The organism is Gordonia sp. YC-XJ4, assembly GCF_059511865.1.
Window position 1 is genome coordinate 5,980,845 of the sequence record NZ_CM183447.1, and the last position, 24,009, is coordinate 6,004,853.

Below are 24,009 nucleotides of genomic sequence, written 5' to 3' on the forward strand. Positions count from 1 at the left end.
GTCAATATTGACGGGTGTCGAATAAGAACTTGCTTCTCTTGCCAGGCCGCGGCCTGAGTGGTGACGAGACCGGAGCGGTTACCCCGCTGCTGAAGGCGCTCGCGGATCCGGTTCGGCTGCGGTTGCTGTCGGAGGTCGCCGCGCATCCGGGAGGTGAGGCGTGCGTGTGCGACATCTCCGGGCCGTTCGAGCTGTCGCAGCCGACGATCTCGCATCATCTCAAGGTGCTGCGTCAGGCGGGTCTGGTGACGAGCGAACGCCGCGCGACCTGGGTGTACTACCGTGTGAACACCGAAGCACTGCAACAACTGTCGGTCCTGCTGGGCGATCTCGCCATGGTTGTGGGGGAAACTCGTTCGTGCGAGGCCGACCAGTGACCACCACCGACACCGCGGTCGCGGCGAAGTTGTCGATGCTCGACCGGTTCCTGCCGGTGTGGATCGGCGCAGCAATGGTCGCGGGCCTGATGCTGGGCCGCACCGTTCCCGGCCTGGGTGACGCCCTGGCGGCCGTGGAGATCGACGGCATCTCGCTGCCAATCGCTCTCGGACTGCTGATCATGATGTATCCGGTGCTGGCGAAGGTGCGCTACGACCGACTCGACTCGGTCACTGGCGATCGTCGCCTGCTCCTGGGATCGCTCCTGCTGAACTGGATCGTCGGACCCGCGTTGATGTTCGCGCTGGCCTGGCTTCTGCTCCCCGACCTACCGGAGTACCGGACCGGACTGATCATCGTCGGTCTGGCGCGCTGTATCGCGATGGTCATCATCTGGAACGACCTGGCGTGCGGCGACCGCGAGGCGGCTGCCGTCCTCGTCGCACTGAACTCGGTGTTCCAGGTGATCATGTTCGCCGTGCTGGGCTGGTTCTACCTTTCGGTGCTACCCGGATGGCTCGGCCTGGAACAGACGACCATCGACACCTCGCCGTGGCAGATCGCGAAGTCGGTGCTGATCTTCCTCGGAATCCCGCTGGTCGCCGGCTATCTCACCCGCCGCATCGGCGAACGGGCCAGAGGCCGCGAATGGTACGAATCCTCGTTCCTCCCGCGATTGGGGCCGTGGGCCCTCTACGGTCTGCTGTTCACCATCGTCATCCTGTTCGCCTTGCAGGGGGAGCAGATCACCTCTCACCCGTGGGACGTCGTGCGGATCGCGCTGCCGCTGCTGATCTACTTCGCGGTGATGTGGGGTGGCGGATTCGTCCTCGGCGCCGTGATGGCGCTGGGTTACGCACGGACCACCACGCTGGCGTTCACCGCCGCCGGCAACAACTTCGAGCTCGCCATCGCCGTCGCGATCGCGACCTATGGTGCGACCTCCGGCCAGGCTCTCGCCGGGGTCATCGGGCCACTGATCGAGGTCCCGGTTCTCGTCGCCCTCGTCTATGTGTCTCTGGCGTTGCGGAAACGCTTCACAACTCCCACTGCTTCTAGCCTAGATGTGTCGAAGGAGCCTGTTCGCGATGTCTGAGAATGTGTTGGACGAACAGCTGAGTCGCGGCGAACACCGCCCAACCCGAGCTGCTGATGCCGCATACCGTGCTCGCCCGTACCGCAGCTGACTTGGCCGCCAAGTACGAGGGGGTGGTGTCTCGACAGACGGTGGAACGCTGTGTTTTCGAGTCCTACACCGTGTTACGGCGTACCTCCCGGGTGCATGCGCATCTGACGACCTTGGCGGGCCGGTTCGCGGCTGATCGGTTACGCGCCCTAGCGCAGGCTGAGGGGGCGGTGCCCAAGGATGTGCCCGAAGTCCTGTTCATCTGCGTGCAGAACGCCGGCCGCTCGCAGATGGCTGCCGGATTGTTGACCCATCACGCCGCTGGGCGGGTACATGTGCGCTCGGCCGGATCGGGGCCGGCTCATTCGATCAACCCGACCGTCGTCGAAGCAATGAGCGAGATCGGCGTCGACTTGGGTACCGAGTACCCCAAACCGCTAACCGACGATGTGGTCGCCGCCGCTGACGTGGTGGTGTCGATGGGTTGCGGCGACGCGTGTCCGATCTATCCCGGTAAGCGGTATCTCGATTGGACGGTCTCCGATCCTGAAGGCCGTCCACTTGGCGAGGTTCGCGCGATCCGCGATGACCTTGATGCCCGGGTTCGTGAGCTCCTTGCCGAGCTCACGGCCGACCGTGTGTGACTTTTCGAGCTTTCCTCCACAGCTGAAAGGGCCTGTGTTTCATGTCTTCCTCTCGACCTAGCGTGCTGTTCGTGTGCGTCCACAATGCTGGCCGCTCACAGATGGCTGCGGGGTTCCTCACCGCTCTGAGCCAGGGCAGTGTCGAGGTCCGCTCCGCCGGATCTGCTCCCGCCGACTCGATCAATCCCGCCGCTGTCGCGGCGATGGCTGAAGTCGGTATCGACATCTCCGCGCAGTCACCGAAGGTCCTCACCCCCGACACGGTCGAATCCTCCGATGTGGTGATCACCATGGGCTGTGGCGATGCATGTCCAGTATTCCCCGGCGTCAGGTACCGCGACTGGGCCCTCGACGACCCAGCCGGCCAAGGCATTGACGCGGTCCGCCCGATCCGCGATCAGATCCGCGGACTCGTCGCGGACCTCCTCGACGAACTCGTACCCGCCGACCAGCAGGTCGGCCGGTGAGCACGACACCGCAGGTGCTGTTCGTGTGCGTGTCCAATCGCGGCAAATCGGTGATGGCCGAACATCTCACACCGACAGTCACCGCCCGGATCACCCCGTCCTCGGCCGGCACCAGCGCGAAAATCGGCGGCCAGGTCAACGAGCTGTCCGCCCAGGCGCTCGCCGAAGTCGGCGCCACCGTGGACGGGCATCAGCCGCGGCAACTCACCGACGAACTGATGCAAACTGCAGATCTCGTCGTGGTGGTCGGCACCGCCGACGTCACCCCACCCGACGGCGTCGCCCTCGAAGTGTGGAACACCGACGAACCCTCCGAACGGGGCATCGACGGTATCGAACGGATGCGACTAATCCGCGACGACATCACCAACCGGATCCGCGCCCTCGCCGACCGCATCGCGCGGTAGGCGAGAGCGCAAGCCACGACCCCTCAGCAGCAAGCAGTGCGCACCTCAGCCGGTTCGGCGGCGCTGCCACCGCAGCACACCGAACCCTGCTCGACGTCATCGTTGGCGTTCTGCTCCAACAGTTTCGGGCTGGTCCCGAACGTGTCGGAGTCGGCGAGCACGGTGTAGACCTCCCACTTCTCGTTCGCCGGTCCGGTCACCCAGACCTTGTCCTGGGTTGCGAAACAGCAGGTGGAGTTGATCTCCTCCTGGGTGAACAGGCCCTCCCCGGACAGCCTGGCGATCTCGGCGTGCACCTTCTCGCTCGATTCGACCTCGACGCCGAGGTGGTTGATCGTGCCGCCCTGGCCGGGGTTCTCTAGCAGCACCAGTTTCAGGGGCGGCTCGACGATCGCGAAGTTGGCGTATCCCGGCTTGCGTTTGGCCGGGGTGGTGTTGAACAGCTTGGAGTAGAACTCGATCGCGGTATCGAGATCATCGACGTTGAGCGCGAGCTGCATACGGGACATGACCATCACCTTCACCTGTGAGACATATATCGAACTAATGACACATGCAGGGTGCCACCTTTTCGACATATGTCAAGTAGGGGCGTACGATCTGGTCATGCCGAAGCCCTTGCCGATGGTCGACATCAGCGCCCCGATCTGCTGCGCACCGGTATCCGCGGCCCCGCTCGATGACGACACCGCGCTGCAGATCGCGTTGCGGCTCAAGGCGCTTGCCGATCCCGTTCGGATCAAGCTCGTCTCAATCCTGCTTACCGACACCGGTGACGGGACCTGCACCTGCGACCTCGCGACCGCGGTCGGCCTCACCGAAGCCACCACCAGTCACCACCTGGGGCAGCTCCGCAAAGCCGGCATGGTCACCCCCGAGCGCCGCGGCATGAACGTCTACTACCGAGCGCAACCGGACTCGTTGGAAGCACTACGCAACGTTCTCAGCGCTACGACGGGTTGCTGTTGAACGGCGACGGCACGAACTGAGCGAGCCTTATCCGGGTGTCCTTTTGGCAGGCCAACTCCGGTGTCTTTCAGCAGGTCAGCGAGCATGGCGAGCAATCCAGCTCGGCTGGTGGCGGGCAGATCGGATCGGTGATCACGGCGTGGCCGGCGCCAGCGAGGGCGGTGATGCGGGCGGCGACGCTGACCGCGTGCCCGAACAGGTCTCCGTCGCGGACGACTGCGCTGCCGTAGTGGATCGATCCCGGCGCGTAGGGCGATGAATCCGTCTTGACCGGCGGCCGCGGCCGCGGGGGCGGTGATCGTGGCGAGGATCACTTGGGGGGCGTCGGCGGTGAGCATCACCGCATCGCCGATGGCCTTGACCAGCCGCGTGCCCGGTCGTAGAGCCTGCCTGCCAGGTCTGAGAGGCCAACCGTATGGCCAGTTCTGCGGCTTCCTGGTCGCCGCAGAACTCGGTGAACACGCTGTATCCGGCGAGGTCGACGAACGCCACCGCGACGTCACGCTGCTCGAGCTCGGCGAGCTCGTCCGAGGGAGGGCCATGGTGATGCCCGTGCAGTGGTGGCGTGGTCATCGGTCACCGGCACGGCGGGCACGGAACCGGGCGAGCGCAGGGTTCTCGCGGACCGTGATGTCGGTCAGAGGCAAAGACGTCAGGCGCAGGCGGAGTTCGCCACGGGGGATGAACCGGTGCGGTGCCCCTTCGAGGTTGTGCAGCAGCCGCGCCGGTGCGCTGCCGAGCAGGTCGTAGCCGACCAGCATTCCGCCGGGCGCGAGCACTCGGGCGGCCTCGGCGATTGCGCGTTCCCAGTCGATGACGTGGTGCAACATGATGAACGAGACGACGGTGTCGAAGCTTCCGTCCTCGAACGGCAGGGCTGTGGCGTCGGCGACCTGGGCGTGAGCGCGGGCCCCGAAACCCTGCAGCCGATCGCTGGCGGCGGCGACCATGACCGGGTCGAAGTCGGTGACGGTCACATCCACGAGTTCGTCGGGGTTGGTGGTGAGGATCTGTTCGGTCATCGCGCCGGCGCCGCCACCGATTTCAAGGACCCGGCCTCGGGGATGGATGCCTTGCAGCGCCCACGGGAGTACCCACCTGCCGGTGGCCGCCTGCCACGGTGCGCTGCGGCAGAACAGAGACTCGATCGTCGACATCGACGGCATACCAACAGCTCCCACCATCTCGCCCGGCCGCGCCTGCTGCCACTTCTTCGTGATGATTCGATTACAGCACACAATGCCGCTATCATCGTCATATGACGATGAATGAGTGCTCGGTGGCGACTGGGGCGGACCTCGATCCCGCGGTGGCGTTGTTCCACAGCCTCTCCGATGGGACCCGTCTGGCAATCGCAACCCGCCTCGCGCACGGTGGCGAGGCCCGGGTGGCGGATCTGATGGCGGAGCTGGGGTTGGCGCAATCGACGGTCTCCGCACACGTGGCGTGCTTACGGGACTGTGGGCTCGTCGAAGGCCGCCCGCAGGGGCGGCAGGTGTTCTACAGCCTGGCCCGACCGGAGCTGATGGACGTGCTCGCCGCCGCCGAAACCCTCCTGGCAGCGACCGGAAACGCGGTTGTGTTGTGCCCGAACTACGGCACCGACGCCACCACCTCCTGCTGCACAACGGGCGACACGAAGGCGGGGGTGCGGCGATGAGCGACGCATGCGGATGCGGGCACGACGAACCGGCCAGTGAGGACGAGCAGGCTCCGGAGCACTGGTGGCAGGTGCGGGAGCTGCAGGCTGCCGCCGCGGCCGCGGTGTTCCTGCTCGCCGCGTACATCACCAGCTGGTCCGGCGGCCCCGAACCGGTCGCGCTCGCCCTGGAGTGGGTGGCGCTGCTGATCGGGGCGTGGACATTCGTCCCCTCGACCCTGAGCCGGTTGGCGAAGGGCAAAATTGGCGTCGGCACCCTGATGACGATTGCTGCGGTCGGCGCGGTGATCCTCGGCGAGGTCGGCGAAGCCGCGATGCTCGCTGTGCTGTTCTCCATCAGCGAAGGCCTTGAGGAGTACGCCGTCGCCCGCACCCGCCGCGGGCTGCGGGCGCTACTAAATCTGGTCCCGGACTCCGCGACCGTGCTCCGCGACGGCACCCCGGTCACCGTCTCCCCGGCGGAATTGGCCGTCGGGGACCAGATGTTGGTCAAACCCGGCGAGCGGATCGCCACCGACGGCACCATCACCGAAGGCCGCACCGCACTGGATGTTTCGGCGATCACCGGCGAATCCGTGCCTGTCGAAGCCGGACCCGGCACGCAGGTCTACGCCGGGTCGATCAACAGCACCGGCGCCCTGAGCGTGCATGTCACCAGCACGGCGGAGAACAACTCGCTGGCCAAGATCGTGCAGATCGTCGAGGCCGAACAGTCCCGCAAGGGCGACGCGCAACGCCTCGCCGACCGGATCGCCAAGCCCCTGGTACCGGCGATCATGATCTTCGCCGCCGCCATTGCGATCCTCGGCTCCCTGCTCGGTGACCCGGCCACGTGGATCGAACGGGCCCTGGTCGTGCTCGTCGCCGCGTCGCCGTGTGCGCTGGCGATCTCTGTGCCGGTGACCGTGGTCGCGGCGATCGGCGCCGCCAGCAAGATCGGCGTCCTGGTCAAAGGAGGTGCCGCCCTCGAAGCCCTCGGCCGGGTCCGCACCGTCGCCCTCGACAAGACCGGCACTCTGACCGCGAACCGGCCCACCGTCGTCGACATCGCCACCACCCCCACCGACACCGCTGCTCCTAGCACCGGGAGCAGCCTGGGCGACCGCACTCCGGGCCAGGAGCGGGTGCTCGCCGTCGCCGCGGCGCTGGAAGCGCACAGCGAACACCCGCTCGCCCGCGCGATCCTCGCCGCCCACGGCGAGACCACCGCCGCGCGCGATGTGCAGGCTGTTCCCGGGGCCGGCCTGACCGGCCTCGTCGACGGACGGCCCGCGCGGCTGGGCCGTCCCGACTGGATCGAGCCCGGCCCGCTCGATGAGCGGGTCGCGGCCATGCAGGCCGACGGCGCCACCGCCGTCCTGATCGAACACGACGGTCAGGTCATCGGCGCGGTCGCCGTCCGTGACGAGCTTCGCCCCGAAGCCGGCGCGGTAATCGAGCACCTGCACCGCATCGGCGCCACGGTCGCGATGCTCACCGGCGACAACACCGCCACCGCCAACGCGCTGGCGAAGATCGCCGGCATCGACGACGTACACGCCGACCTCCGCCCCGAAGACAAGGCCCGCATCATCGGCGACCTCCGAACGAACTCGTTCACCGCGATGGTCGGCGACGGCATCAACGACGCTCCCGCCCTGGCCACCGCCGACCTCGGCATCGCCATGGGCGCAATGGGATCGGACGTAGCGATCGAAACCGCCGACGTCGCCCTCATGGGCGAAGACCTCCGCACCCTCCCGCAGGCACTCGATCACGCCCGCCGCGCCCGGAAGATCATGCTGCAGAACGTCGGCCTGTCCCTCGCCCTGATCGCGATCCTCATCCCTCTCGCGCTGTTCGGGATACTCGGCCTCGCCGCCGTCGTCGCCGTCCACGAACTCGCCGAGATCGTCGTCATCGCCAACGGAGTCCGCGCCGGCCGGGTCAAAGCGCTAGCCCGGGCGAGGACCGGAACTGGCCAGCGGACTCCGTCCGTAGTGACGGTCGGGCAGTGATCACCGCGGTTCCGGTGGCGCACCGCCGCGTACGCCTCACACGGCGGTGCGGGCTGCTGGCCGTCGCTGTCGGACTCGCGGCCACCGATCTGGCCGTCAAGGCATGGGCCACAAGCGCGCTCGCGGACGGCGCAGTCATCGGAACGGGGCCGGTGCAGCTGCGGCTGGCATTCAATCCGGGCGCGGCGTTTTCGATCGCCGCCGATGCCCCGGCATGGGTGCTGCCCACAGTCACCGGAATCATCACCTTCATCGTCGCGGTCACCTCCTGGCGGATGGCGCCAGGCACCGGGCACCTCGGGCGGCTGGGGTTAGCAGCGATCCTCGGCGGGGCAAGCGCCAATCTCATCGATCGGTTCCCCGACGGAGTGGTCACTGACTATCTCCACACCGGTTGGTGGCCAACGTTCAACCTCGCTGACACATTCATCGTCGGCGGCGCTGCCATCTTGATCACCCTCACCGCATTCAGGAGTCCCGACGAACGAGCGCAGCATTCACCCGAGCGCTGACCCCCCCCCCCCGATCCGGCGCAGGGCCCGGCTGGCCGCGCTGGTCACTGCCCGGCTCACCGTCTGCCCGGAGTCTCGATGGTCCGCTCCCAGAGGAAACGCCAGAGACTCCTCGCTGCCGGATACAGAATCTGATCCGCTTGTAGCGCGCACCCATGAAGACTGAGAACAGACATCAGGTTCATACATTCCGGGCGCTACCCCGAAGGCAACCCCCGGCCTGATGAGACCGATCCTCATTCCCGCCGACATCGCCTCTACGTTGAACGTATGACCAGACCAACCAAGTTCGCGTGGGCGTTCTTCGTAACCATTATCGTCGGTATCGGAGTCGCCGTCCTCGTCGATCAGGACACTTCCACACCCGCCCCGTCCGATACCGCCGCGGTGTCTGATCTGGTGACCCGGCCCGACAGTCATCGGCTGACGTCGCCTGCGCAGAGCCGGGCGCAATTCGTCGAGTTCCTGGACTTCGAGTGCGAAGCCTGCGGAGCCATCTACCCGGTCATCGAGGATCTGCGGCGAACCTACGGCGACCGCGTTACGTTCGTCGTCCGCTACTTTCCGATGCCCGGACACTTCAACGCCGAACGTGCTGCTCGCGCGGTCGAAGCCGCCGCCCAGCAGGGGCGGTTCGAGCAGATGTACCAGCGCATGTTCACCACCCAAACCCATTGGGGCGAACAGCAAGTCCCCGCTGACGACCTGTTCCGTAGCTTCGCCGTCGACCTCGATCTCGATATGGCGGCCTTCGACACGGTCTACAACAGCCCGGCCACGCTCGAACGGATCCGCGCCGACGTCGCTGACGGTCTGGCTCTCGGGGTCCAAGGCACCCCCACATTCTTCCTCGACGAGAATCGGCTACAACCGAACACGATCGACGACCTCACCGCGGCGGTGCGTGCAGCGGCGTCTGAATGATCTCAGGGGCTAGTACTACAGCCGTAGATTGGGATCGGAGTGACCCTCGGCGTGTTTGCGCTGGTCAGCGCGGCTGTCGGGGCATATTCAGAGTTTGTGAAGAAACCAAAGACGCCCACGACAACCGCAGGTCCGAGCCTAGACCATGACCGGTGGCGTGCCGGGCTGGACGCGCTAATCGACACCATCACCCCACGGTTCACCCGACATGAAACCGCCCGCAACGCGGGAGCGTTCCTGCTGGGAGTGATCTCGTCGTTGGCGACCAAGAATTGCTGGACGATGGCCGAACTGTCCGGGCATTCCACACCAGACAAACTGCAGCACTTGCTCTCCCGCGCGAAGTGGGACGCCGACGACGTGCGCGAGGACTTGCAACAACTGGTCCTCGATGGCCTCGGCACCGACCAAGCAGTCCTGGTGATCGATGAGACCGGCGACCTGAAGAAAGGCACCAAAACAGTTGGTGTACAACGGCAATACACCGGAACCGCTGGACGCATCGAGAACTGTCAAGTCGCGGTGTACCTCACCTACGCCACAGCCCTCGGGCACGCCCTGATCGACCGGGCCCTGTACCTACCCCGATCCTGGACCAACGACCCGACCCGACTGGCCGAGGCCGGCGTACCCGAGGGCACCGAGTTCGCCACCAAACCCGTCCTGGCCGCCGGTCTGATCGCCCGCGCCCGCGCTGCGGGTATCACCACCCAATGGGTGGCCGGCGACGAAGTCTACGGCGATGACCCCAAACTACGAACCATGCTCGCCCACAATCATATCGGCTACGTCCTGACCGTAGGATGCCACCGCCAGGTCACCATCAACGGATACCGCAGACGCGCCGATACCATCGCCGCAAAGCTCCCCGCACGAGCGTGGAAACACGTCTCGGCGGGCCAGGGAAGCAAGGGTGAACGCTGGTACTCCTGGGCGAAAGTCACCATCACCGAACCCGACCTGCCCGGCCACCACTGGCTCCTGATCCGCCGCAACGACACCACCGGCGAACTGGCCTACCACCGCTGTTCGCACCCGCAACAAACCTCGCTGACGGAGTTGGTGCGCGTGGCCGGCCGCCGATGGACCATCGAGGAATCCTTCCAATCCAGCAAAGGGCTCACCGGACTCGACCAGCATCAGGTTCGCACCTGGACCTCCTGGCACCGCTGGACCATCCTGGTCATGCTCGCACACGCCTTCCTGGCCGTCACCACCGTCGCCCAACGCGCCATCGAAGCCGTCGACCCCTCCCTGATCCGACTGAGTATCAACGAATTCCGACGACTCTTCATCGCGCTTGTCCTCGCTCCGTTGCACACCAACACGCGACTCTTCGACTGGTCCCGATGGCGACGACTACACCAGAAACGCGCACAACTCTGCCACCAAAAACGCAGGTCAACACCACAATAGACTCAATCTACAGCTGTAGTACTAGGCGGCAGCCTCCGCGATGGGCGGGCCGGCGCCCCTCGGAGTCCATTCTCGGCCATCACGGATGAGTGCCCACACAACATCAATCAACCGTCTGGCCAGCGAGATGAGCGCATGCACGTGAGAGCGGTTCTCGCGTCGTTTGCGCTGGTAGAACTCCCGTGATGGTCCGTCGCGTTGCGAGCTGTTGAGTGCGGCCATGTAGAACACCTTCCGCAGACCCCGGTGGTAGCGCTGCGGTCTACGCAATGTGCCCCGCCGGTTACCTGAATCATGCGGGACGGGAGCAAGACCGGCGTAGGCAGCCAGTTTGGCAGCCGAGCCGAACGACGTGAGGTCGCCACCAGTGAACGCGATGAGTTCGGCACCACTTCGGGTGCCGATACCGGGTACGGATTCAAGAATCCGGGCGTGGCGGTCTCGGCGGAACACCTCGGCGATCTGTTTATCCAGGTAGGTGATCTGGCGAGTGAGCGCCATCAGCGAGGTAGCCGCCTGCTGCACCAGCAATGCCGTGGTCGCCTCACCAGGCAGAGCGACGGTCTGCGCGGCCGCGGCGGCACGCGCCTTGCTGATCATCTTCGGGATGGTCGGCCGGCGGACTCCTTGACCGCGTAGGTGGTCGTAAATCTCCTCGTCGGAGACCCCATCAATCGCCGACGGTGTGGTGAAGCGGGTGACGAACGCCAAACCAGTCAACGTCGAGTAGTCGAAGCACCGTTCGAGACCGGGGAAGATGCGGGTCAGCAGGCCGCGCAGTCGATTGATGCCTCGTGTGCGTTCGGTGACCAAGTCGCGGCGATGCCCGGTCAACAGGTCGAGTTCGATCGCGACGTCATCAGGGACCGCGACCGTCGCGAGATCACCACGCAGGCGCGCGGTCTGGGCGATCACCACCGCGTCGCGGGCGTCGGTTTTGCCTTCGCCGGCGAAAGCGCCGGTCATGCTGTGCACAACGCGACCAGGTACATAGCGAATGTGTTGGCCGCGGCGGGACAACACCCCTCGGAGGAGGGCCGATTCCGGCGCGGTCATGTCGATCGCCCACACCACCGATTCGACACGGCACGCCTGGTCCACAATCGCTTCGATGGCCGCCTGATCGTTCGGTACCCGACGTGACCACAGCACCGTCCCCGCGTCGTCCACAGCGGCGGCGTGGTGTGCGTGACGGCCGACATCGATTCCTACCCAGATTGTTTCGACCACATGAACCTCTCTGCTCGAACCTGGTGACCTCGTCAGGGGTTGTTTCGCCGGCGCACCTTTACACAGCGACAAGTTCGCGAACACTTCTCAATCAGCGGCCGAAACGACCCGTCACGGTCCGGGGTGGCCTTCCACGCCGAGCCACCGAGGGCACACAGGTGATTGTCGAGCCACGCCCCGAACCGCGGACGAGCGTCCGAGGCGACCGCCCCGGACGTACTCCAACGTAAAGGTGATTGTCGTTGCCTCGTGGGATACGACCTGGATGTCGGCGTCGTTGAAGATGAAGGCCTGGTCAAAGCCCGCGCCTACGTGACGGTGTGCGATCAGGATCGATGTTTGCCGGAAGCACTCGAGAATCAGCAGCGGGTCGTACCGAAACTCTGCAGGTCCGATGTGATCGCTGTAGTAGCTGTGCGACTTCGGCAGGTGGACGCCGATACGAAAGTTCGGGTACCGATCGCAGATGATGTCGGTCAGATAAACCTCCGACAGCGCATCCCGATGCACGTGTTCTCGCGGCACCAGAGTGGAGTGCGACAGTTGCGGTTGCAAGGTGTACGTCACGATAAGCCCCTTAATCAGTCTTGTTGGCAGCGAACGCCTTCCGACGGGTCGTCTACGCGACACCCGTGATGGCCACCGCCGGACGAGGCTTGGGTCTGCGAGCAAGGGGCTTCGAGAACGACTCTCAATCCGACGTCAGCAAGTATCGGCCAGCAGGGCGCGGTCCCGCAGAGTCCCACTCACGGCGAGCCGAACTTCTGACCTTTACGAAACAGAATCTGTGCACCTCACGGGTGAAATACCTACGGCTTCGTGAAGTCCGTCACACCAGTCGCCATTGGCGGTGCAGAGAGCTTCTGTCAGCATGGTGCAGAGAGTCGCACGCGGCATCAGGTCGTCGAAGCAAGAGGGTGCAGGTTCGACGACACGGCCACCGAGTTGCGTTCGTAGACGGCGTCGGCGATCCGGGGTGGGGATGGGGGTCGATGACGCGGACTCCCACACGTCAAACGTCTTGCCCGTGGGGAAGTTTGCCGCTTTGGGCCGGGAGGCGAGAATGGAGCGGGCGCGGCCAACGGATTCCTCGGTCAACAGGGCATTGATGACCTCGGTGGGTTCCCAGCGTTACAGCGAGGTACTGCTGTACTGCGACGACCTCCCCACCCCACCACGCGTCGGAAGACACCCCTCCGCTAGGGCACGAGAGTATGTGTCAGCGGTCATGTAATTCCCCAGGTTGATGGGGTTGTCCGTCACGTAATTCCTCACCCGTCGGTCACGTAATTCCCCACCTTGGGGCGTGTCGGGCGGGGTTGGGGTGCTGCTACAGGTTCGCTCCGTTCATGGCCCTGCCTGGGGCTGTGGAAGGGGCCTGAGGTGGCACGGAGGACGTGGACGATGACGCAGTTGTTGGAGTTGTTTCGGCATTGGTATGCCGGGCGCTCGCAGGTACAGATTTCCCAGGCGTTGGGTATGGATCGCAAGACCATCCGCAAGTATCTCGCGCCGGCGCTGGCCGCGGGTCTGAGCCCGGGCGCCGGGGGCGGGTTCGATGAGTCGGTGTGGCGGGAGTTGATCGGCGGCTGGTTTCCCGAGGTTGTTGATCCGTCGCTGCGGGCGGTGACGTGGCCGCCGATCGCCGAGCATCATGAGTGGATCAGCGGGCAGCTCGATGCGACGGTGACGGTGGCCACGATCGCGCAGCGGTTGCGCGACGACCGCCAGGTTGATGTGTCGGAATCGTCGGTACGCCGTTATGTGACAGCACATTTCGCTGACAGGATCAATGAGAAGCGGGCAACTCCACCGCGGCCACCGGTGCCGGCGGGTGAGGAAGCCCAGGTTGATTACGGCAAGCTGGGGATGTGGACCGACCCCGAGACCGGTAAGCGGGTGTCGGTGTGGGCATTCGCGATCATTTTGTCGTGCTCGCGATGGTTGTTCGTGCAGCCGGTCCTCAAGATGGACCAAACATCCTGGTGCTCTTCACATGTGGCCGCGTTTGAGTTCTTCGGTGGTACGCCGCAGCGGATCGTGTGTGACAACCTCAAGACCGGGGTGAGCAAACCTGACCTCTACGATCCGCAGATCAACCGCGCTTACGCGGAACTCGCCTCGTTTTACGGGGTGCTGATCGATCCGGCGCGCGCAGCCACTCCGAAAGACAAACCGCGCATCGAACGCCCGATGCCCTACATTCGGGATTCGTTCTTCAAGGGCCGCGAGTTCAGCAGCCTGCCGCAGATGCAAGACGCTGCGATCGGCTGGTGCACCGACGTCTACGGCCGCCACGCCCACCGCGGGATCGATGGGGTGCCGCCGGCCGAGTTGTTCGCACAGATCGAACAGCATGTGTTGAATCCATTGCCGCCCCGACGATTCGAACTCGTCACCTACCATGTGGGCAAGGTCGCCCCAGACTGTCATGTCAAGGCGGGTCCAGCGTTGTACTCGGTGCCGTGGCGGCTGATCGGCTCACACGTGCGGGTCCGCACATGCGGGGATATGGTCCAGGTGTTCTCCGGCGACGAGGTCGTGGCGACCCATGTGCTGCGCCTGGGTGGGCGGGCGACCAATCTCGAGCACTACCCGCCCTACAAGGTGGCCTTCGCCTCCCGCCCGGTGGCGTGGTGCCGCGGGCAGGCCGAGGAAATCGGTGAGCACGCGGTCGCGGTGGTCGCCGAACTCTGCGAGGTCAACGCGATCCATCGGCTGCGCGCAATCCAATCCATCGTCGGTTTACGCACGAAGTATCCCGATGACCGCATCAACGCCGCCTGCGCCCGGGCAATCGCCGTCGGCGATGTCGGGCCACGCACCATCAAGGGCATCCTGATCGCCGGTACCGAAGACGACGACACTGGCAGGTCCCCGATAGCCGGTCCAGGCCGTTCTAGAGCCAGTTCCTACTTGCAGTCGATCAGTCGATCTCGCAGCCCACGGGGTGATGCTGGTGGGTGCATTGGGCAGCGTACTCGGCGGGGGTCTGGTAGCCCAGCGCTGAGTGTCGGTGTCGGTGGTTGTGGTCGTCTTTGAAGTCGCCGATGACCACCCGGGCCTCTAGCAGGGTCGGCCAGCAGTTGCGGTTCAGGCACTCGTCGCGTAGTCGGTTGTTGAACGACTCGATGAACCCGTTGTTCCACGGTGTGCCGGGCGGAATGTAGGAGATGCCCACCAACCCTGCACAAAACGCCTGCAGCGCCTCAGAGATGAACTCAGGGCCGTTATCCATACGCAGCACCATCGGCGGTCCACCCCAGATCGCGAACACCTTCTCCAACTCCTCGATCAGGCGCTCGGCAGCGATCGAGCGGTCCACGATATTCAGCAACGACATCCGGGTGTGCTCATCGACCATCGACGCAATCTTCACCTTCTTCCCATCCATCGTGGAATCGAACTGAAAGTCCAACGCCCACACCACTTTCGGCGCATCAGCATCGATGATCGGCACCGACGACTGGCCGGCCCGCTTCCGGCGCGGGGCACGGCGGACCTGCAGGCCCTCCTCTTTCCACAACCGATGCACCTTCTTCTTATTGATCTCGATACCGTCGTCGAAGCGCAGATGCGCCCACGCCCGCCGGAACCCGTGCCGCGGATTCTTGCGGGCGTAGGTGCGCAGCTGCTCCCGCAGTGCGGCATCCGGGTCGGCCGGAGTCTGCGCCTGCGGCAGACACCGATACGCCGATCGGGAAAGCCCAACTACCTTGCACGCCATACGCTCTGACATGTTCTTCACATCTTTGAGCATGTCGATGGCGGCGCGTTTGGCGGTTGGGCTCAGAATTTTCCCTTGGCGATCTCCCGCAGCGCGTCCTTCTCCAGTTCAGCATCGGCGAGCAGGCGTTTGAGCCGACTGTTCTGCTCGCGCAGTTCCTTGAGTTCCTTGGCGGCATCGCCGTCCATACCGCCGTACTGGCGGCGCCAGTTGTACAACGTCGCGGCCGACACCTCGAGGTCGGCGGCGATTTCCTCGCCGGTCTTTCCCTCCGCCGCCAACTCATCAGCCCGGCGCAGCTTGCGCACGATGTCCTCCGCCGAGTGCCGCTTCCGTCCTGCCATGATCCCTATCGTCCCTTCGTGCCCTCATCAGGGCAATCAGGACTCTAGAACAACCCGGACCGGTTCACGGGGGACACGCCAACACCACCACACCACCGGCACCGATGCCACCGGCGTTTCTACGTGGCCCGCACGCCTTCACCGGCGACCTCGACACCGCAGCCAACCAGTAAGACCACTCCAAACACATTCACTAACAACATTTTTCACAAAGGACCCATTCTGATGAGCATTCATGACCCCAGCCTGCGAGCCGCGCTGAAAACGTTGAAGTTGACCGGCATGCTCGACACCCTCGACGCCCGTCTGGCCCAAACCCACGCCGGCGAACTGGGTCACCTTGAATTCCTGCAGGTGCTATGCGAAGACGAGATCGCCCGCCGCGAGACCGCCGCCCTCGCGCGGCGCGTACGCCGCGCCCGCTTCGAACAATCAGCCACCTTCGATGACTTCGACTTCACCGCCAACCCGAAACTGCCCGCCGCGATGCTGCGTGACCTCCTCGCGCTGCGCTGGCTCGACGCCGGTGAATCAGTCATCCTCTACGGACCCGTCGGAGTAGGCAAAACCCATGTGGCACAAGCACTCGGCCACCAAGTCGCGTTACGCGGACACGACATCCGATTCGTCAAATGCGCCCGCATGCTCGCCGACCTCGCCGGCGGCCACGCCGATCGCACCATCGGGCAACGCATGCGCGAATACACCCGGCCCACCGTCCTGATCATCGACGACTTCGCCATGCGCGAGCACACCACCACCGGCTCCGACGACCTCTACGACCTCGTCTCCGACCGCGCCATCGCCGGCAAGCCAGTCATCCTCACCAGCAACCGCGCGCCCAAAGACTGGTACCCACTGTTCCCCAACCCGGTCGTCGCCGAATCACTGCTCGACCGACTCATCAACACCAGCCACCAGATCCTCATGGACGGTCCCTCCTACCGACCACGCAAGCGCCCCGGACGGACACCGAAAAACAGCTGACCAGTCCTCGCAGCTACGCTCAACCCAGCACACCCAAACATGGGGAAATCCGTGACGGACACCCCTGAGGAATTACGCGACCGTCGACAAGTATGAAACATGTTGGGCAACAACACTATCGACGACACCAACGACGGAGAGTAGGGACGGCGACGACCTCCAGCCTGACCCCGACTCCGACGCTGCCGATCGAGGTCGAAGCGTTGATGAAACAACTCCGGCTACCGCGCCCACGCGATCGCCGCCGACGTACACGCCACCGCCCGCGCCCGACGGTTGAGTTGACCTGCTCCGCTCAACCCGTGACGGCCGAGAGCGCCGCGGGCTACGACCCCGCCATGCGCTCCAACCAATCGCCGAGCAGCGCGAAGACGGCAGCCGATCGGTCGAGATGAACGTTGTGCCCGCCGGCGTCGAACACGGCGAAAGTGGCGCGCGGATAGTGCTCGATCCTGGCCCACGCATCGTCGTAGCCGACAACCTGATCCTGCCGCGCCGTGATGAACAGCGACGGCTGAGTGAACGGCGCAGGAGACGCATCCTCGGGCTCAGCCGACAGCGCATAACGCTCAGAGATGCGATCCAATGCCTGCTGGTCTGCCGCAGCGAGCCCGGGGTGCGCATACTCCAGGAAGGCCTGCGCGTTCTCGCGAGTGTGAACCACGGCCATCTCGGCATACTCGGACCCCACGTCACCGAGTTCGCGCAGCACCGCTGCATCCTCCGACAAGACCGTCCGCTCAGGCACCGTCCGCTGGGAATGGTCCGCTACGAAGACGGCAGCAATGGTCGCCAACCCGAGCACACGGGATCGGAAGTCGTGTGCCAGTCGACGGGCCAGCATTCCACCGAACGAGTTCCCGAGCACCGCGAACGGCTCGTCACCAATCCGGTCACGAATCTCAGCCGTCACCGCGAGCACGACATCCTCCGCGCTCGACACGTCGCCGGCGGGACTCTCGCCGTGGCCCGGAAGGTCGAAGTACAGCCGCCGCCATCCGCCAGCAGCCTCGATCAACGGGTCCAGCGGCAACAGCAACCGATGATCAACAGAGAAACCATGCAACAGCACCAAAGGGACGCCCGACCCCCGCTCGACGACATGCATACCCCGACGGTAGAGGCCCGCAGCTGTCCCGCGTCAAGAGGACTGGCCGGACAGTGCTGACACGAGCTTGGAAACATCCGGATCTACTGACATTTCCACTGACACGAGCTTGGAAACTGACAATTTCTCGTGGAACCTACAACCGATAGCGGCAAGTAGTCAGCCCCTCGCCATATCCACGAACCTGCTCAAATGTAGTTGGTGCGCAACAGTAATCGTGGCGGTTGGACCATTGCGGTGCTTACCGACGATGATGTCGGCCTCGCCAGCGCGGGGGTCGTCGCGCTCGAATGCGTCGGGCCGATGAAGCAGGATGACCATGTCGGCGTCCTGCTCCAGGCTGTTGTGAACAGCGATGCCATCTGCGATGAAATTGTGGGTGCCTGGAACGGTTCCGTCGTAGACGTTTTGCACACCGACGGATTCGATCGAGACGATCTCGTCCCAGTACACGTCGTTGCTCACCGTGAGGTCGATGTCTGCACCATCGAGAAGCTCTGCGATCTCACTGAGGACTGAGCGATCGGCCACTGCGGTCCGCGACCGGGCAGCCGAGTCAAGGCTCGCCGGGACGAGTTCGAGAGCATCGAGAAGCTCGTGCATTCGCTTTGACGTCGTGACAGACCGGACATCGTCGGACTTGGACAAGGGCCGCGGCACGGCGAGACCCACGGTGGCTGCCAACTGCGAGAGCTGATCGTATCCGGTGACCTCAACGGTTCCGCTGGCGGTGATCACCGCGAACACACCCACACGTGCCAGGAGATACACCAAGTCCCGTGCGTGTTTAGCCGACTGGGCGGGCAATATCCACGCAACGTCAGTCATCCTAGCGCCGTTGACAATCAGGCCACGGAGCACCTCTGTCACCGAGTCGTCGGCGAGCCGGCGAACATCACCCTTCGGGTCCGCAGTCGATTCGCGGGGTTCGGGAACGTTCCGCGGAACGCCCAGCCGCTCGCCGACGCCGATCTCGGCCAACGGAATCCAGCCGTCGACGGTCATGAACGGATGATTCCCGGTCGCCTCGACCACGCGTCCCGATGCCATCCGCACGCGGAACACTTCCTTGCGTCCACTCGGGAACACCTTGACCATGGGCCTGGCAACCATGCGAAGGCGTTCGTCGAGCGACCACACGAGCGGTTGCTCTCCGGACTCCAACAACTCGCCGATGGTCACCTCGGACCCGTTGTCCGCACGAAGGATTCGCGTCGATGCGGGAAGACAACCCGATTCGCGCAGATCCGACACCTGCGGCTTCTTGTCGGTTCGCTGCTCGGGACCACGGTTCAGCTGGCTGATCGCGACCACCGGAACCTCGAGTTCCTTTGCGAGAAGCTTCAATTGACGGGAGAACTCCGAGACCTCTTGCTGACGTGACTCGACCTTCTTGCCGGAGGTCATCAGCTGCATGTAGTCCACCACAACGAGTTTCAGGTCGTTGCGCTGTTTGAGCCGTCGGGCTTTGGCGCGGATCTCCATCATGGTGAGGTTGGGTGAGTCATCAATGAACAGCGGCGCCTCGGAGATCTCACCCATACGTCGGGCCAGTCGGGTCCAGTCGTCGTCGGTCATCGAACCGCCGCGCATGTCACCGAGTTTCACCTTGGCCTCGGCCGAGAGTAGTCGCATGACGATCTCGACCTTGCTCATTTCCAGGGAGAACATGGCGCCGGTCATGTGGTGGTGAATTGAGCACGACCGCAGGAAGTCCATGGCGAGCGTTGAATTGTGGGTGGGTACCATCGCCTCACCGGCGAGGAACAGGTGATCATCGTTGTCGACCTGCACGCACCGCACCGGGACGCTGTCGACGGGACGCACCGCAACGATGCGCCGCACGCCTGCCGGGCGTCGGAGCTCCTTGTGCCGCAAGGCTTTGTGGTGAACGGTGAACACGTCGTCGTCGGCGTCGACGCGCAGCCACCCGGTGGCCGAACGACGGTAGGTGTAACCGAGCCCGGCGACGAGGTCGGCCACCACGGCCGTCATGTGCCGGGTGGCGGCGGGCACCGTGATCCAGCCGTCGTCGTCGACGGTCGCGCGTGCGTCCAGCAACCCGGCGAGCAGGGCGCGGCGCTGAGCGATGGACCCGCGCAGATACTCGTAGGGGATGCGCCCGCCGAGGTCGGCCATCAACGTCATCACGTCGACGGGCCCCTCGGCGTCGATGCGCATCCCGATCTCGGGATCATCGAAAGCCATGCCGGCCAACGCGGCGACGGTGTATGGCCCGTAGGCAAACCGCTTGCGCGGCAGTTCCAGTGGCTTGGTGTTGCGGATGAACGCGCTGCCGACGTGGGCACACATGCCCTCGGTGGTGACGACCTGACTGCTGCCGTCGACCTCGATGGCCCACTCGTGCCAGGCGTCGGCGAGGATGGTGTTGCCGTCGGCGAATTCGACCTCGTAGCAGGGCCGTTCGGTCATGACATCGGTCGCGGCCACGACAGTGGTGGGGCGGCCGTGGGCGTCGAGCAGTTTGTCGCCGACGGCGACGCGGCCCATCGTGGTCCAGCCCGTGGGCGTCGGTAGCGGTGTGTCCAGCGACAGCGCCTTGCCGACACCAGGACGTGCCGCCACGATGATCATCTGCCCCGGATGCAGTCCGTTGGTGAGCTTGTCGAGATCGGCGAAACCCGTTGGCACACCGAGTGACAGCCCGCCTCGCGAGGCGATCGAGTCGATCTCGTCCATCGTCGGCTGCAGGAGTTCCTCGAGGGGGACATAGTCCTCGGCGGTGCGGCGCTCTGTCACCTCGTACACCTCGGCCTGCGCGCGGTCGACGACCTCGGCGACGTCCTGGCCGTCAGCCCCGGAGTAGCCGAACTGCACGATGCGGGTCCCGGCCTCCACCAGTCGCCGCAGGATGGCCTTCTCGGCGACGATCTCGGCGTAGTAGCCGGCGTTCGCGGCGGTGGGCACCGTGGAGATGAGGGTGTGCAGATAGGGTGCACCGCCCACGCGGCGCAGCTCTCCGGCGCGTTCCAGCTCGGCGGCGACGGTCACGGCGTCGGCAGGCTCACCCTTGCCGTAGAGCTCGAGGATGGCGTCGTAGACGGCTTGATGTGCAGGCCGGTAGAAATCGGCCGGGCGGATCTTCTCGACGACGTCGGCGATCGCGTCCTTCGACAACAGCATGCCGCCGAGTACCGATTGCTCGGCGGCCATGTCCTGTGGCGGTTGGCGGCCGAACTCTTCGGTCGGGATCGGCGCTTCGTCGTCGAAACCCCCGGACCCCCCGCGTCCGGAATCACGCCGGGCGCCGTGCCCGCGATCATCGACAACCGCCACCGATGCCCCAACCTCTCGCGCCGATCACGGCAGATCCGCAACACGGATCCGCCCCTGCTCTCTCTGCCGTACTCAGTACCCGACGTACTCAATACCCGCGGCCACCGACAGAACCCGCGATCACGTCGCCGACACCGGTGCCGATTCACCCTGAGAGGTGACCCTAGGAGGAGACCGGCGCGCGTTCAAACGCGCCTGTGGACCGAGCTGTGCACCAATTGTGGACGCGTAGCGCGCGGCCTGTGGGTCGTCGGCGACGGCCTGTGGACAAGATGGGGAATGTTGACGCGATTTGTCCCATCACCACAGGTCAGACCATGTGCACGAATTCCACAGAGACGAGTTCTTTACTTCCTCGGCGTGTCGCTTGAATGTGGCGGCCGGGCGTGTTGCGAGTGACGGCAACCACTGGGCGTTTACCAGCTCGTGAACAGTCCGTGAGCCGGCGATGACACCGCGTTGGGACGCTCTCGAACCGCTCGGAGCGGAGCATCGGCCACGACGAGGATCAAACGCTCTCCCGCCTCCGCACGACTGTGATGCAATGAAGCCCGTGTCCAGGATTCGCACGTTCGGTACGTTCTCGCGCGCGCTCGCCACGGTCGGCGTTGCCGCGGCCTTAGCCGTCGTCGCGCCCGCCATGCTGGCATCGGATGCGTCGGCCGCTCCGCCGCCCCCGATGCCCGCAGAATTCGACCTGAGCCGCTACACCCCGGTGAGCCCCGACGCGTTCCGCTCGTTGGCCTACGAGGACAACGGGAGGTCGTTCTTCACCACCGGTCGCTACATGTGTCAGATCGGCCCGCAGTACCGCTACGTCGGCTGTGCGGGCAGCCCGGCCACCGCACCCGCCGACACCCCGACGTCGCAGACACTCGGCGCGACCATTGCCGGCGATCAGCAGGGGCCGTTCTGGGTGCGCACCAACTGGCCGTTCGCCCCGACCTATCGATTCGGCTCCACGACCGGGTTCCGCCCGCCGGTCCTGCACGTCGGGCAGCGGGTGACGATTGCAGGGGTCACCTGCACGGTGCCGACGCCGAACGAGGTCGCCTGCCGAACCGGTTCTCGCGCACTGATCTTCGCGCCCGGATGGCACAAGTTCTTCTATCCCGCATGGGATCAGTCACACGACGGCAATCCGGCGCCGCAGTATCTCCCTGCAGCGCTTCGGGGTTCGAGTCAACTGCCGGCGGCGCCTGTGGCGCCGGCGTGAGGTGCGTTGCAGCGCAAGGGTTACGCGGTCTCGAGGCTCGGCACCTGGGGCGCCTCGCACCTCGACCACCGATCAGAACGACCATCGATCGAATATCGACCGATACCCGACTTTCGATCAGAAAACGACCATCGATCGAAATGCACTTCGGCCCGCCGACCACGCATCATGTGCGTGATCGGCGGGCCGAAAGTTGTTGCGTGCGAGCCTGATCAGCCGGCGACGACGGCCAGCGACACGGTCGCGGCGACGTCGGGGTGCAGGTTCACCACGATCGGGAAGCTACCGGTGGCCTTGATGTGGCCCTTGGGCAGCTCCACGTTGCGCTTGTCGACGACGGGGCCGCCGGCCGAGCGGATGGCACCGGCGACGTCTGCGGCGGTGACCGAACCGAACAGCTTGCCCGAGTCGTGGGTCTTCACCGACAGCGAGACCTCGGAGAGGTTCTCGAGTGCCTGCTTGAGTTCGTTGGCATGCTCGAGGCCGCGGACCTCGCGGGCGGCCTGCGCCCGACGGATGGTCTCGACCTGCTTCTCGGCGCCACGGGTGGCCTTGATGGCCAGACCGCGGGGCAGCAGGTAGTTACGGCCATAGCCGTCCTTGACCTCGACGGAATCGCCGGCCTCACCGAGGTTTTCCACGGCAGCAGTCAGGATGAGCTTCATATCGTGTTCTCTCCCTTCGGCTTATCGGCTGGTCGAGGTGAACGGCAGAAGCGCCACCTCACGCGAGTTCTTGACGGCCACGGCGACGTCGCGCTGGTGCTGGACGCAGTTGCCGGTCACGCGACGCGAACGGATCTTGCCGCGGTCGGACAGGAAGCGGCGCAGCAGCGCGGTGTCCTTGTAGTCGATGGTGCTGGTGTTCTTGTCCTTGCAGAAGGAGCACGCCTTGGTCTTGGTGACCTTTTCGACGCGCACCTTCCGGCTGCTCTTTTGCTTAGCCATGTGATGCTCCAGTCAAAAATGTTTCTTAGAAAGGTGGTTCGTCGTCCCCGCCGCCGCCACCGAACGAGGAACCGCTCGCGGGCGCACTGCCCCACGGATCCTCGGGTGCGGACTGGCCCGATCCGCCGCCGCGGCTTGCGCCGCCACCGGACGAACCGAAGTTTCCACCGCCGGACGATCCGCCGCGCGAGGCGCGGTTGACCGATGCGGTGGCGAATTTCAGCGAGGGACCGATCTCGTCGACATCGAGTTCCACAACCGTGCGCTTCTCACCCTCACGGGTTTCGTAGGAACGCTGCTTGAGGCGACCCTGCACGATGACGCGGGTGCCCTTGGTCAGGCTCTCCGTCACGTTCTCCGCCGCTTCGCGCCAGATGCTGCACCGCAGGAACAGCGCCTCGCCGTCTTTCCATTCATTGGATTGACGATCGAAGGTGCGCGGAGTGGAGGCCACCGTGAAGCTGGCGACCGCGGCACCCGAGGGGGTGAACCGCAGTTCGGGCTCAGCAGTCAGATTGCCTACAACGGTGATGACGGTTTCGCCTGCCATGTGTCTCCCCTTGGTCGTGGTTGGGCACTCGATGATCGATGTGCACCGGACTAGTGATTCACCCTAGGGTCCGGTACCGACTATCTCGGGACATCGGAGAAAG

Annotated in this window: 23 protein-coding genes and 2 pseudogenes; 14 read left to right on the forward strand and 11 right to left on the reverse strand. The window is 64.9% G+C overall.

Translation table 11 applies throughout. From position 1 onward, the window contains the following. Positions 1-14 precede the first annotated feature (14 nt). Genes AC5ZH6_RS26840 through AC5ZH6_RS26860 form a run of 5 tightly spaced genes read left to right on the forward strand, consistent with a single transcriptional unit; the run spans position 15 to position 3,022 of the window. Positions 15-377 carry an ArsR/SmtB family transcription factor gene (locus AC5ZH6_RS26840; RefSeq protein ID WP_020173050.1) on the forward strand — a complete coding sequence of 121 codons (363 nt, stop codon included), beginning with the start codon at positions 15-17 and terminating at the stop codon, positions 375-377. Continuing rightward, positions 374-1,474 (forward strand): ACR3 family arsenite efflux transporter, encoded by a 1,101-nt coding sequence (arsB, locus tag AC5ZH6_RS26845; protein WP_496168030.1) that lies wholly within the window; start codon positions 374-376, stop codon positions 1,472-1,474. The genes AC5ZH6_RS26840 and arsB overlap by 4 nt, the downstream gene beginning before the upstream one ends. Positions 1,475-1,530: 56 nt before the next feature. Next, positions 1,531-2,148: an arsenate reductase/protein-tyrosine-phosphatase family protein gene (locus AC5ZH6_RS26850; RefSeq protein ID WP_496168031.1), complete on the forward strand. Its 618-nt coding sequence runs from the start codon at positions 1,531-1,533 to the stop codon at positions 2,146-2,148. Between the two features lie 41 nt (positions 2,149-2,189). Further along, positions 2,190-2,615: an arsenate reductase ArsC gene (locus AC5ZH6_RS26855; RefSeq protein WP_496168033.1), complete on the forward strand. Its 426-nt coding sequence runs from the start codon at positions 2,190-2,192 to the stop codon at positions 2,613-2,615. Beyond that, positions 2,612-3,022 carry an arsenate-mycothiol transferase ArsC gene (locus AC5ZH6_RS26860; protein ID WP_496168035.1) on the forward strand — a complete coding sequence of 137 codons (411 nt, stop codon included), beginning with the start codon at positions 2,612-2,614 and terminating at the stop codon, positions 3,020-3,022. Before AC5ZH6_RS26855 ends, AC5ZH6_RS26860 begins: the two co-directional genes overlap by 4 nt. Positions 3,023-3,045: 23 nt before the next feature. Here AC5ZH6_RS26860 and AC5ZH6_RS26865 read toward each other — a convergent pair whose 3' ends face one another. Then, positions 3,046-3,531, reverse strand: a complete 486-nt coding sequence (locus AC5ZH6_RS26865; protein ID WP_010844638.1) for an ArsI/CadI family heavy metal resistance metalloenzyme — start codon at positions 3,529-3,531, stop codon at positions 3,046-3,048. Between the two features lie 97 nt (positions 3,532-3,628). Between AC5ZH6_RS26865 and AC5ZH6_RS26870 the strand changes: the two genes are divergently transcribed. Next, a complete protein-coding gene (locus AC5ZH6_RS26870) occupies positions 3,629-3,991 on the forward strand; it encodes an Rv2640c family ArsR-like transcriptional regulator (protein WP_005193682.1) in 363 nt (120 codons plus the stop codon). Between the two features lie 569 nt (positions 3,992-4,560). Here the strand turns inward: AC5ZH6_RS26870 and AC5ZH6_RS26875 are convergent. Further along, positions 4,561-5,157, reverse strand: a complete 597-nt coding sequence (locus AC5ZH6_RS26875; protein WP_020173046.1) for a class I SAM-dependent methyltransferase — start codon at positions 5,155-5,157, stop codon at positions 4,561-4,563. 92 nt (positions 5,158-5,249) lie between these two features. Between AC5ZH6_RS26875 and AC5ZH6_RS26880 the strand changes: the two genes are divergently transcribed. The 5 genes from AC5ZH6_RS26880 (at position 5,250) to AC5ZH6_RS26900 (ending at position 10,500) form a co-directional block, all read left to right on the forward strand. After that, positions 5,250-5,651: an ArsR/SmtB family transcription factor gene (locus AC5ZH6_RS26880; protein ID WP_010844639.1), complete on the forward strand. Its 402-nt coding sequence runs from the start codon at positions 5,250-5,252 to the stop codon at positions 5,649-5,651. Continuing rightward, the gene (locus tag AC5ZH6_RS26885) at positions 5,648-7,648 is read left to right on the forward strand and encodes a heavy metal translocating P-type ATPase (protein WP_005193676.1); all 2,001 of its coding nucleotides are present in this window, start codon (positions 5,648-5,650) and stop codon (positions 7,646-7,648) included. The genes AC5ZH6_RS26880 and AC5ZH6_RS26885 overlap by 4 nt, the downstream gene beginning before the upstream one ends. Then, positions 7,645-8,160: a signal peptidase II gene (locus AC5ZH6_RS26890; RefSeq protein WP_005193672.1), complete on the forward strand. Its 516-nt coding sequence runs from the start codon at positions 7,645-7,647 to the stop codon at positions 8,158-8,160. Before AC5ZH6_RS26885 ends, AC5ZH6_RS26890 begins: the two co-directional genes overlap by 4 nt. 270 nt (positions 8,161-8,430) lie before the next feature. Further along, complete coding sequence (locus AC5ZH6_RS26895; RefSeq protein WP_005193670.1) at positions 8,431-9,084, forward strand: DsbA family protein; 654 nt, start codon at positions 8,431-8,433, stop codon at positions 9,082-9,084. A gap of 177 nt (positions 9,085-9,261) precedes the next feature. Next, positions 9,262-10,500 (forward strand): IS701 family transposase, encoded by a 1,239-nt coding sequence (locus AC5ZH6_RS26900; RefSeq protein WP_138944083.1) that lies wholly within the window; start codon positions 9,262-9,264, stop codon positions 10,498-10,500. A gap of 21 nt (positions 10,501-10,521) precedes the next feature. On the opposite strand, the gene AC5ZH6_RS26905 is transcribed toward AC5ZH6_RS26900, so the two are convergent. From AC5ZH6_RS26905 to AC5ZH6_RS26915, 3 genes and pseudogenes are all read right to left on the reverse strand, one after another. After that, positions 10,522-11,730 (reverse strand): IS110 family RNA-guided transposase, encoded by a 1,209-nt coding sequence (locus AC5ZH6_RS26905; RefSeq protein ID WP_005193666.1) that lies wholly within the window; start codon positions 11,728-11,730, stop codon positions 10,522-10,524. A 111-nt stretch (positions 11,731-11,841) separates the two neighbouring features. Beyond that, entirely contained in the window at positions 11,842-12,297 is a 456-nt protein-coding gene (locus AC5ZH6_RS26910) for an AfsA-related hotdog domain-containing protein (RefSeq protein ID WP_006368844.1), read from the reverse strand. A gap of 408 nt (positions 12,298-12,705) precedes the next feature. After that, positions 12,706-12,861, reverse strand: a pseudogene (locus AC5ZH6_RS26915) (ATP-binding protein); the annotation flags it as partial. A gap of 273 nt (positions 12,862-13,134) precedes the next feature. Here AC5ZH6_RS26915 and istA point away from each other — a divergent pair. Beyond that, positions 13,135-14,625 (forward strand): annotated as a pseudogene (gene istA / locus AC5ZH6_RS26920) (IS21 family transposase); the annotation flags it as partial. A gap of 31 nt (positions 14,626-14,656) precedes the next feature. Here the strand turns inward: istA and AC5ZH6_RS26925 are convergent. Next, a protein-coding gene (locus tag AC5ZH6_RS26925) for an IS3 family transposase (protein WP_085949113.1) occupies positions 14,657-15,801 on the reverse strand; the annotation gives its coding sequence in 2 pieces (ribosomal slippage) (positions 14,657-15,534 and positions 15,534-15,801; 1,146 coding nt in all). A gap of 225 nt (positions 15,802-16,026) precedes the next feature. Between AC5ZH6_RS26925 and istB the strand changes: the two genes are divergently transcribed. After that, entirely contained in the window at positions 16,027-16,788 is a 762-nt protein-coding gene (gene istB, locus AC5ZH6_RS26930; RefSeq protein WP_006373156.1) for an IS21-like element helper ATPase IstB, read from the forward strand. Positions 16,789-17,113: 325 nt separating this feature from the next. Here istB and AC5ZH6_RS26935 read toward each other — a convergent pair whose 3' ends face one another. Both AC5ZH6_RS26935 and dnaB read right to left on the reverse strand, forming a co-directional pair. Next, positions 17,114-17,896 carry an alpha/beta fold hydrolase gene (locus tag AC5ZH6_RS26935; RefSeq protein ID WP_006373157.1) on the reverse strand — a complete coding sequence of 261 codons (783 nt, stop codon included), beginning with the start codon at positions 17,894-17,896 and terminating at the stop codon, positions 17,114-17,116. Positions 17,897-18,055: 159 nt separating this feature from the next. After that, on the reverse strand, positions 18,056-21,109 hold the full coding sequence (dnaB, locus tag AC5ZH6_RS26940) for a replicative DNA helicase (RefSeq protein WP_496169278.1): 3,054 nt from the start codon (positions 21,107-21,109) through the stop codon (positions 18,056-18,058). 628 nt (positions 21,110-21,737) lie between these two features. On the opposite strand from dnaB, the gene AC5ZH6_RS26945 reads away from it, so the two are divergent. After that, positions 21,738-22,409, forward strand: coding sequence for a hypothetical protein (locus AC5ZH6_RS26945; protein WP_035728932.1), 672 nt, complete (start codon positions 21,738-21,740; stop codon positions 22,407-22,409). A 212-nt stretch (positions 22,410-22,621) separates the two neighbouring features. On the opposite strand, the gene rplI is transcribed toward AC5ZH6_RS26945, so the two are convergent. Genes rplI through AC5ZH6_RS26960 form a run of 3 tightly spaced genes read right to left on the reverse strand, consistent with a single transcriptional unit; the run spans position 22,622 to position 23,906 of the window. Continuing rightward, complete coding sequence (gene rplI, locus AC5ZH6_RS26950; RefSeq protein WP_006373161.1) at positions 22,622-23,074, reverse strand: 50S ribosomal protein L9; 453 nt, start codon at positions 23,072-23,074, stop codon at positions 22,622-22,624. A gap of 21 nt (positions 23,075-23,095) precedes the next feature. Further along, complete coding sequence (gene rpsR, locus AC5ZH6_RS26955) at positions 23,096-23,356, reverse strand: 30S ribosomal protein S18 (protein WP_006373162.1); 261 nt, start codon at positions 23,354-23,356, stop codon at positions 23,096-23,098. 25 nt (positions 23,357-23,381) lie between these two features. After that, complete coding sequence (locus AC5ZH6_RS26960) at positions 23,382-23,906, reverse strand: single-stranded DNA-binding protein (protein WP_006373163.1); 525 nt, start codon at positions 23,904-23,906, stop codon at positions 23,382-23,384. Positions 23,907-24,009: the final 103 nt, after the last annotated feature.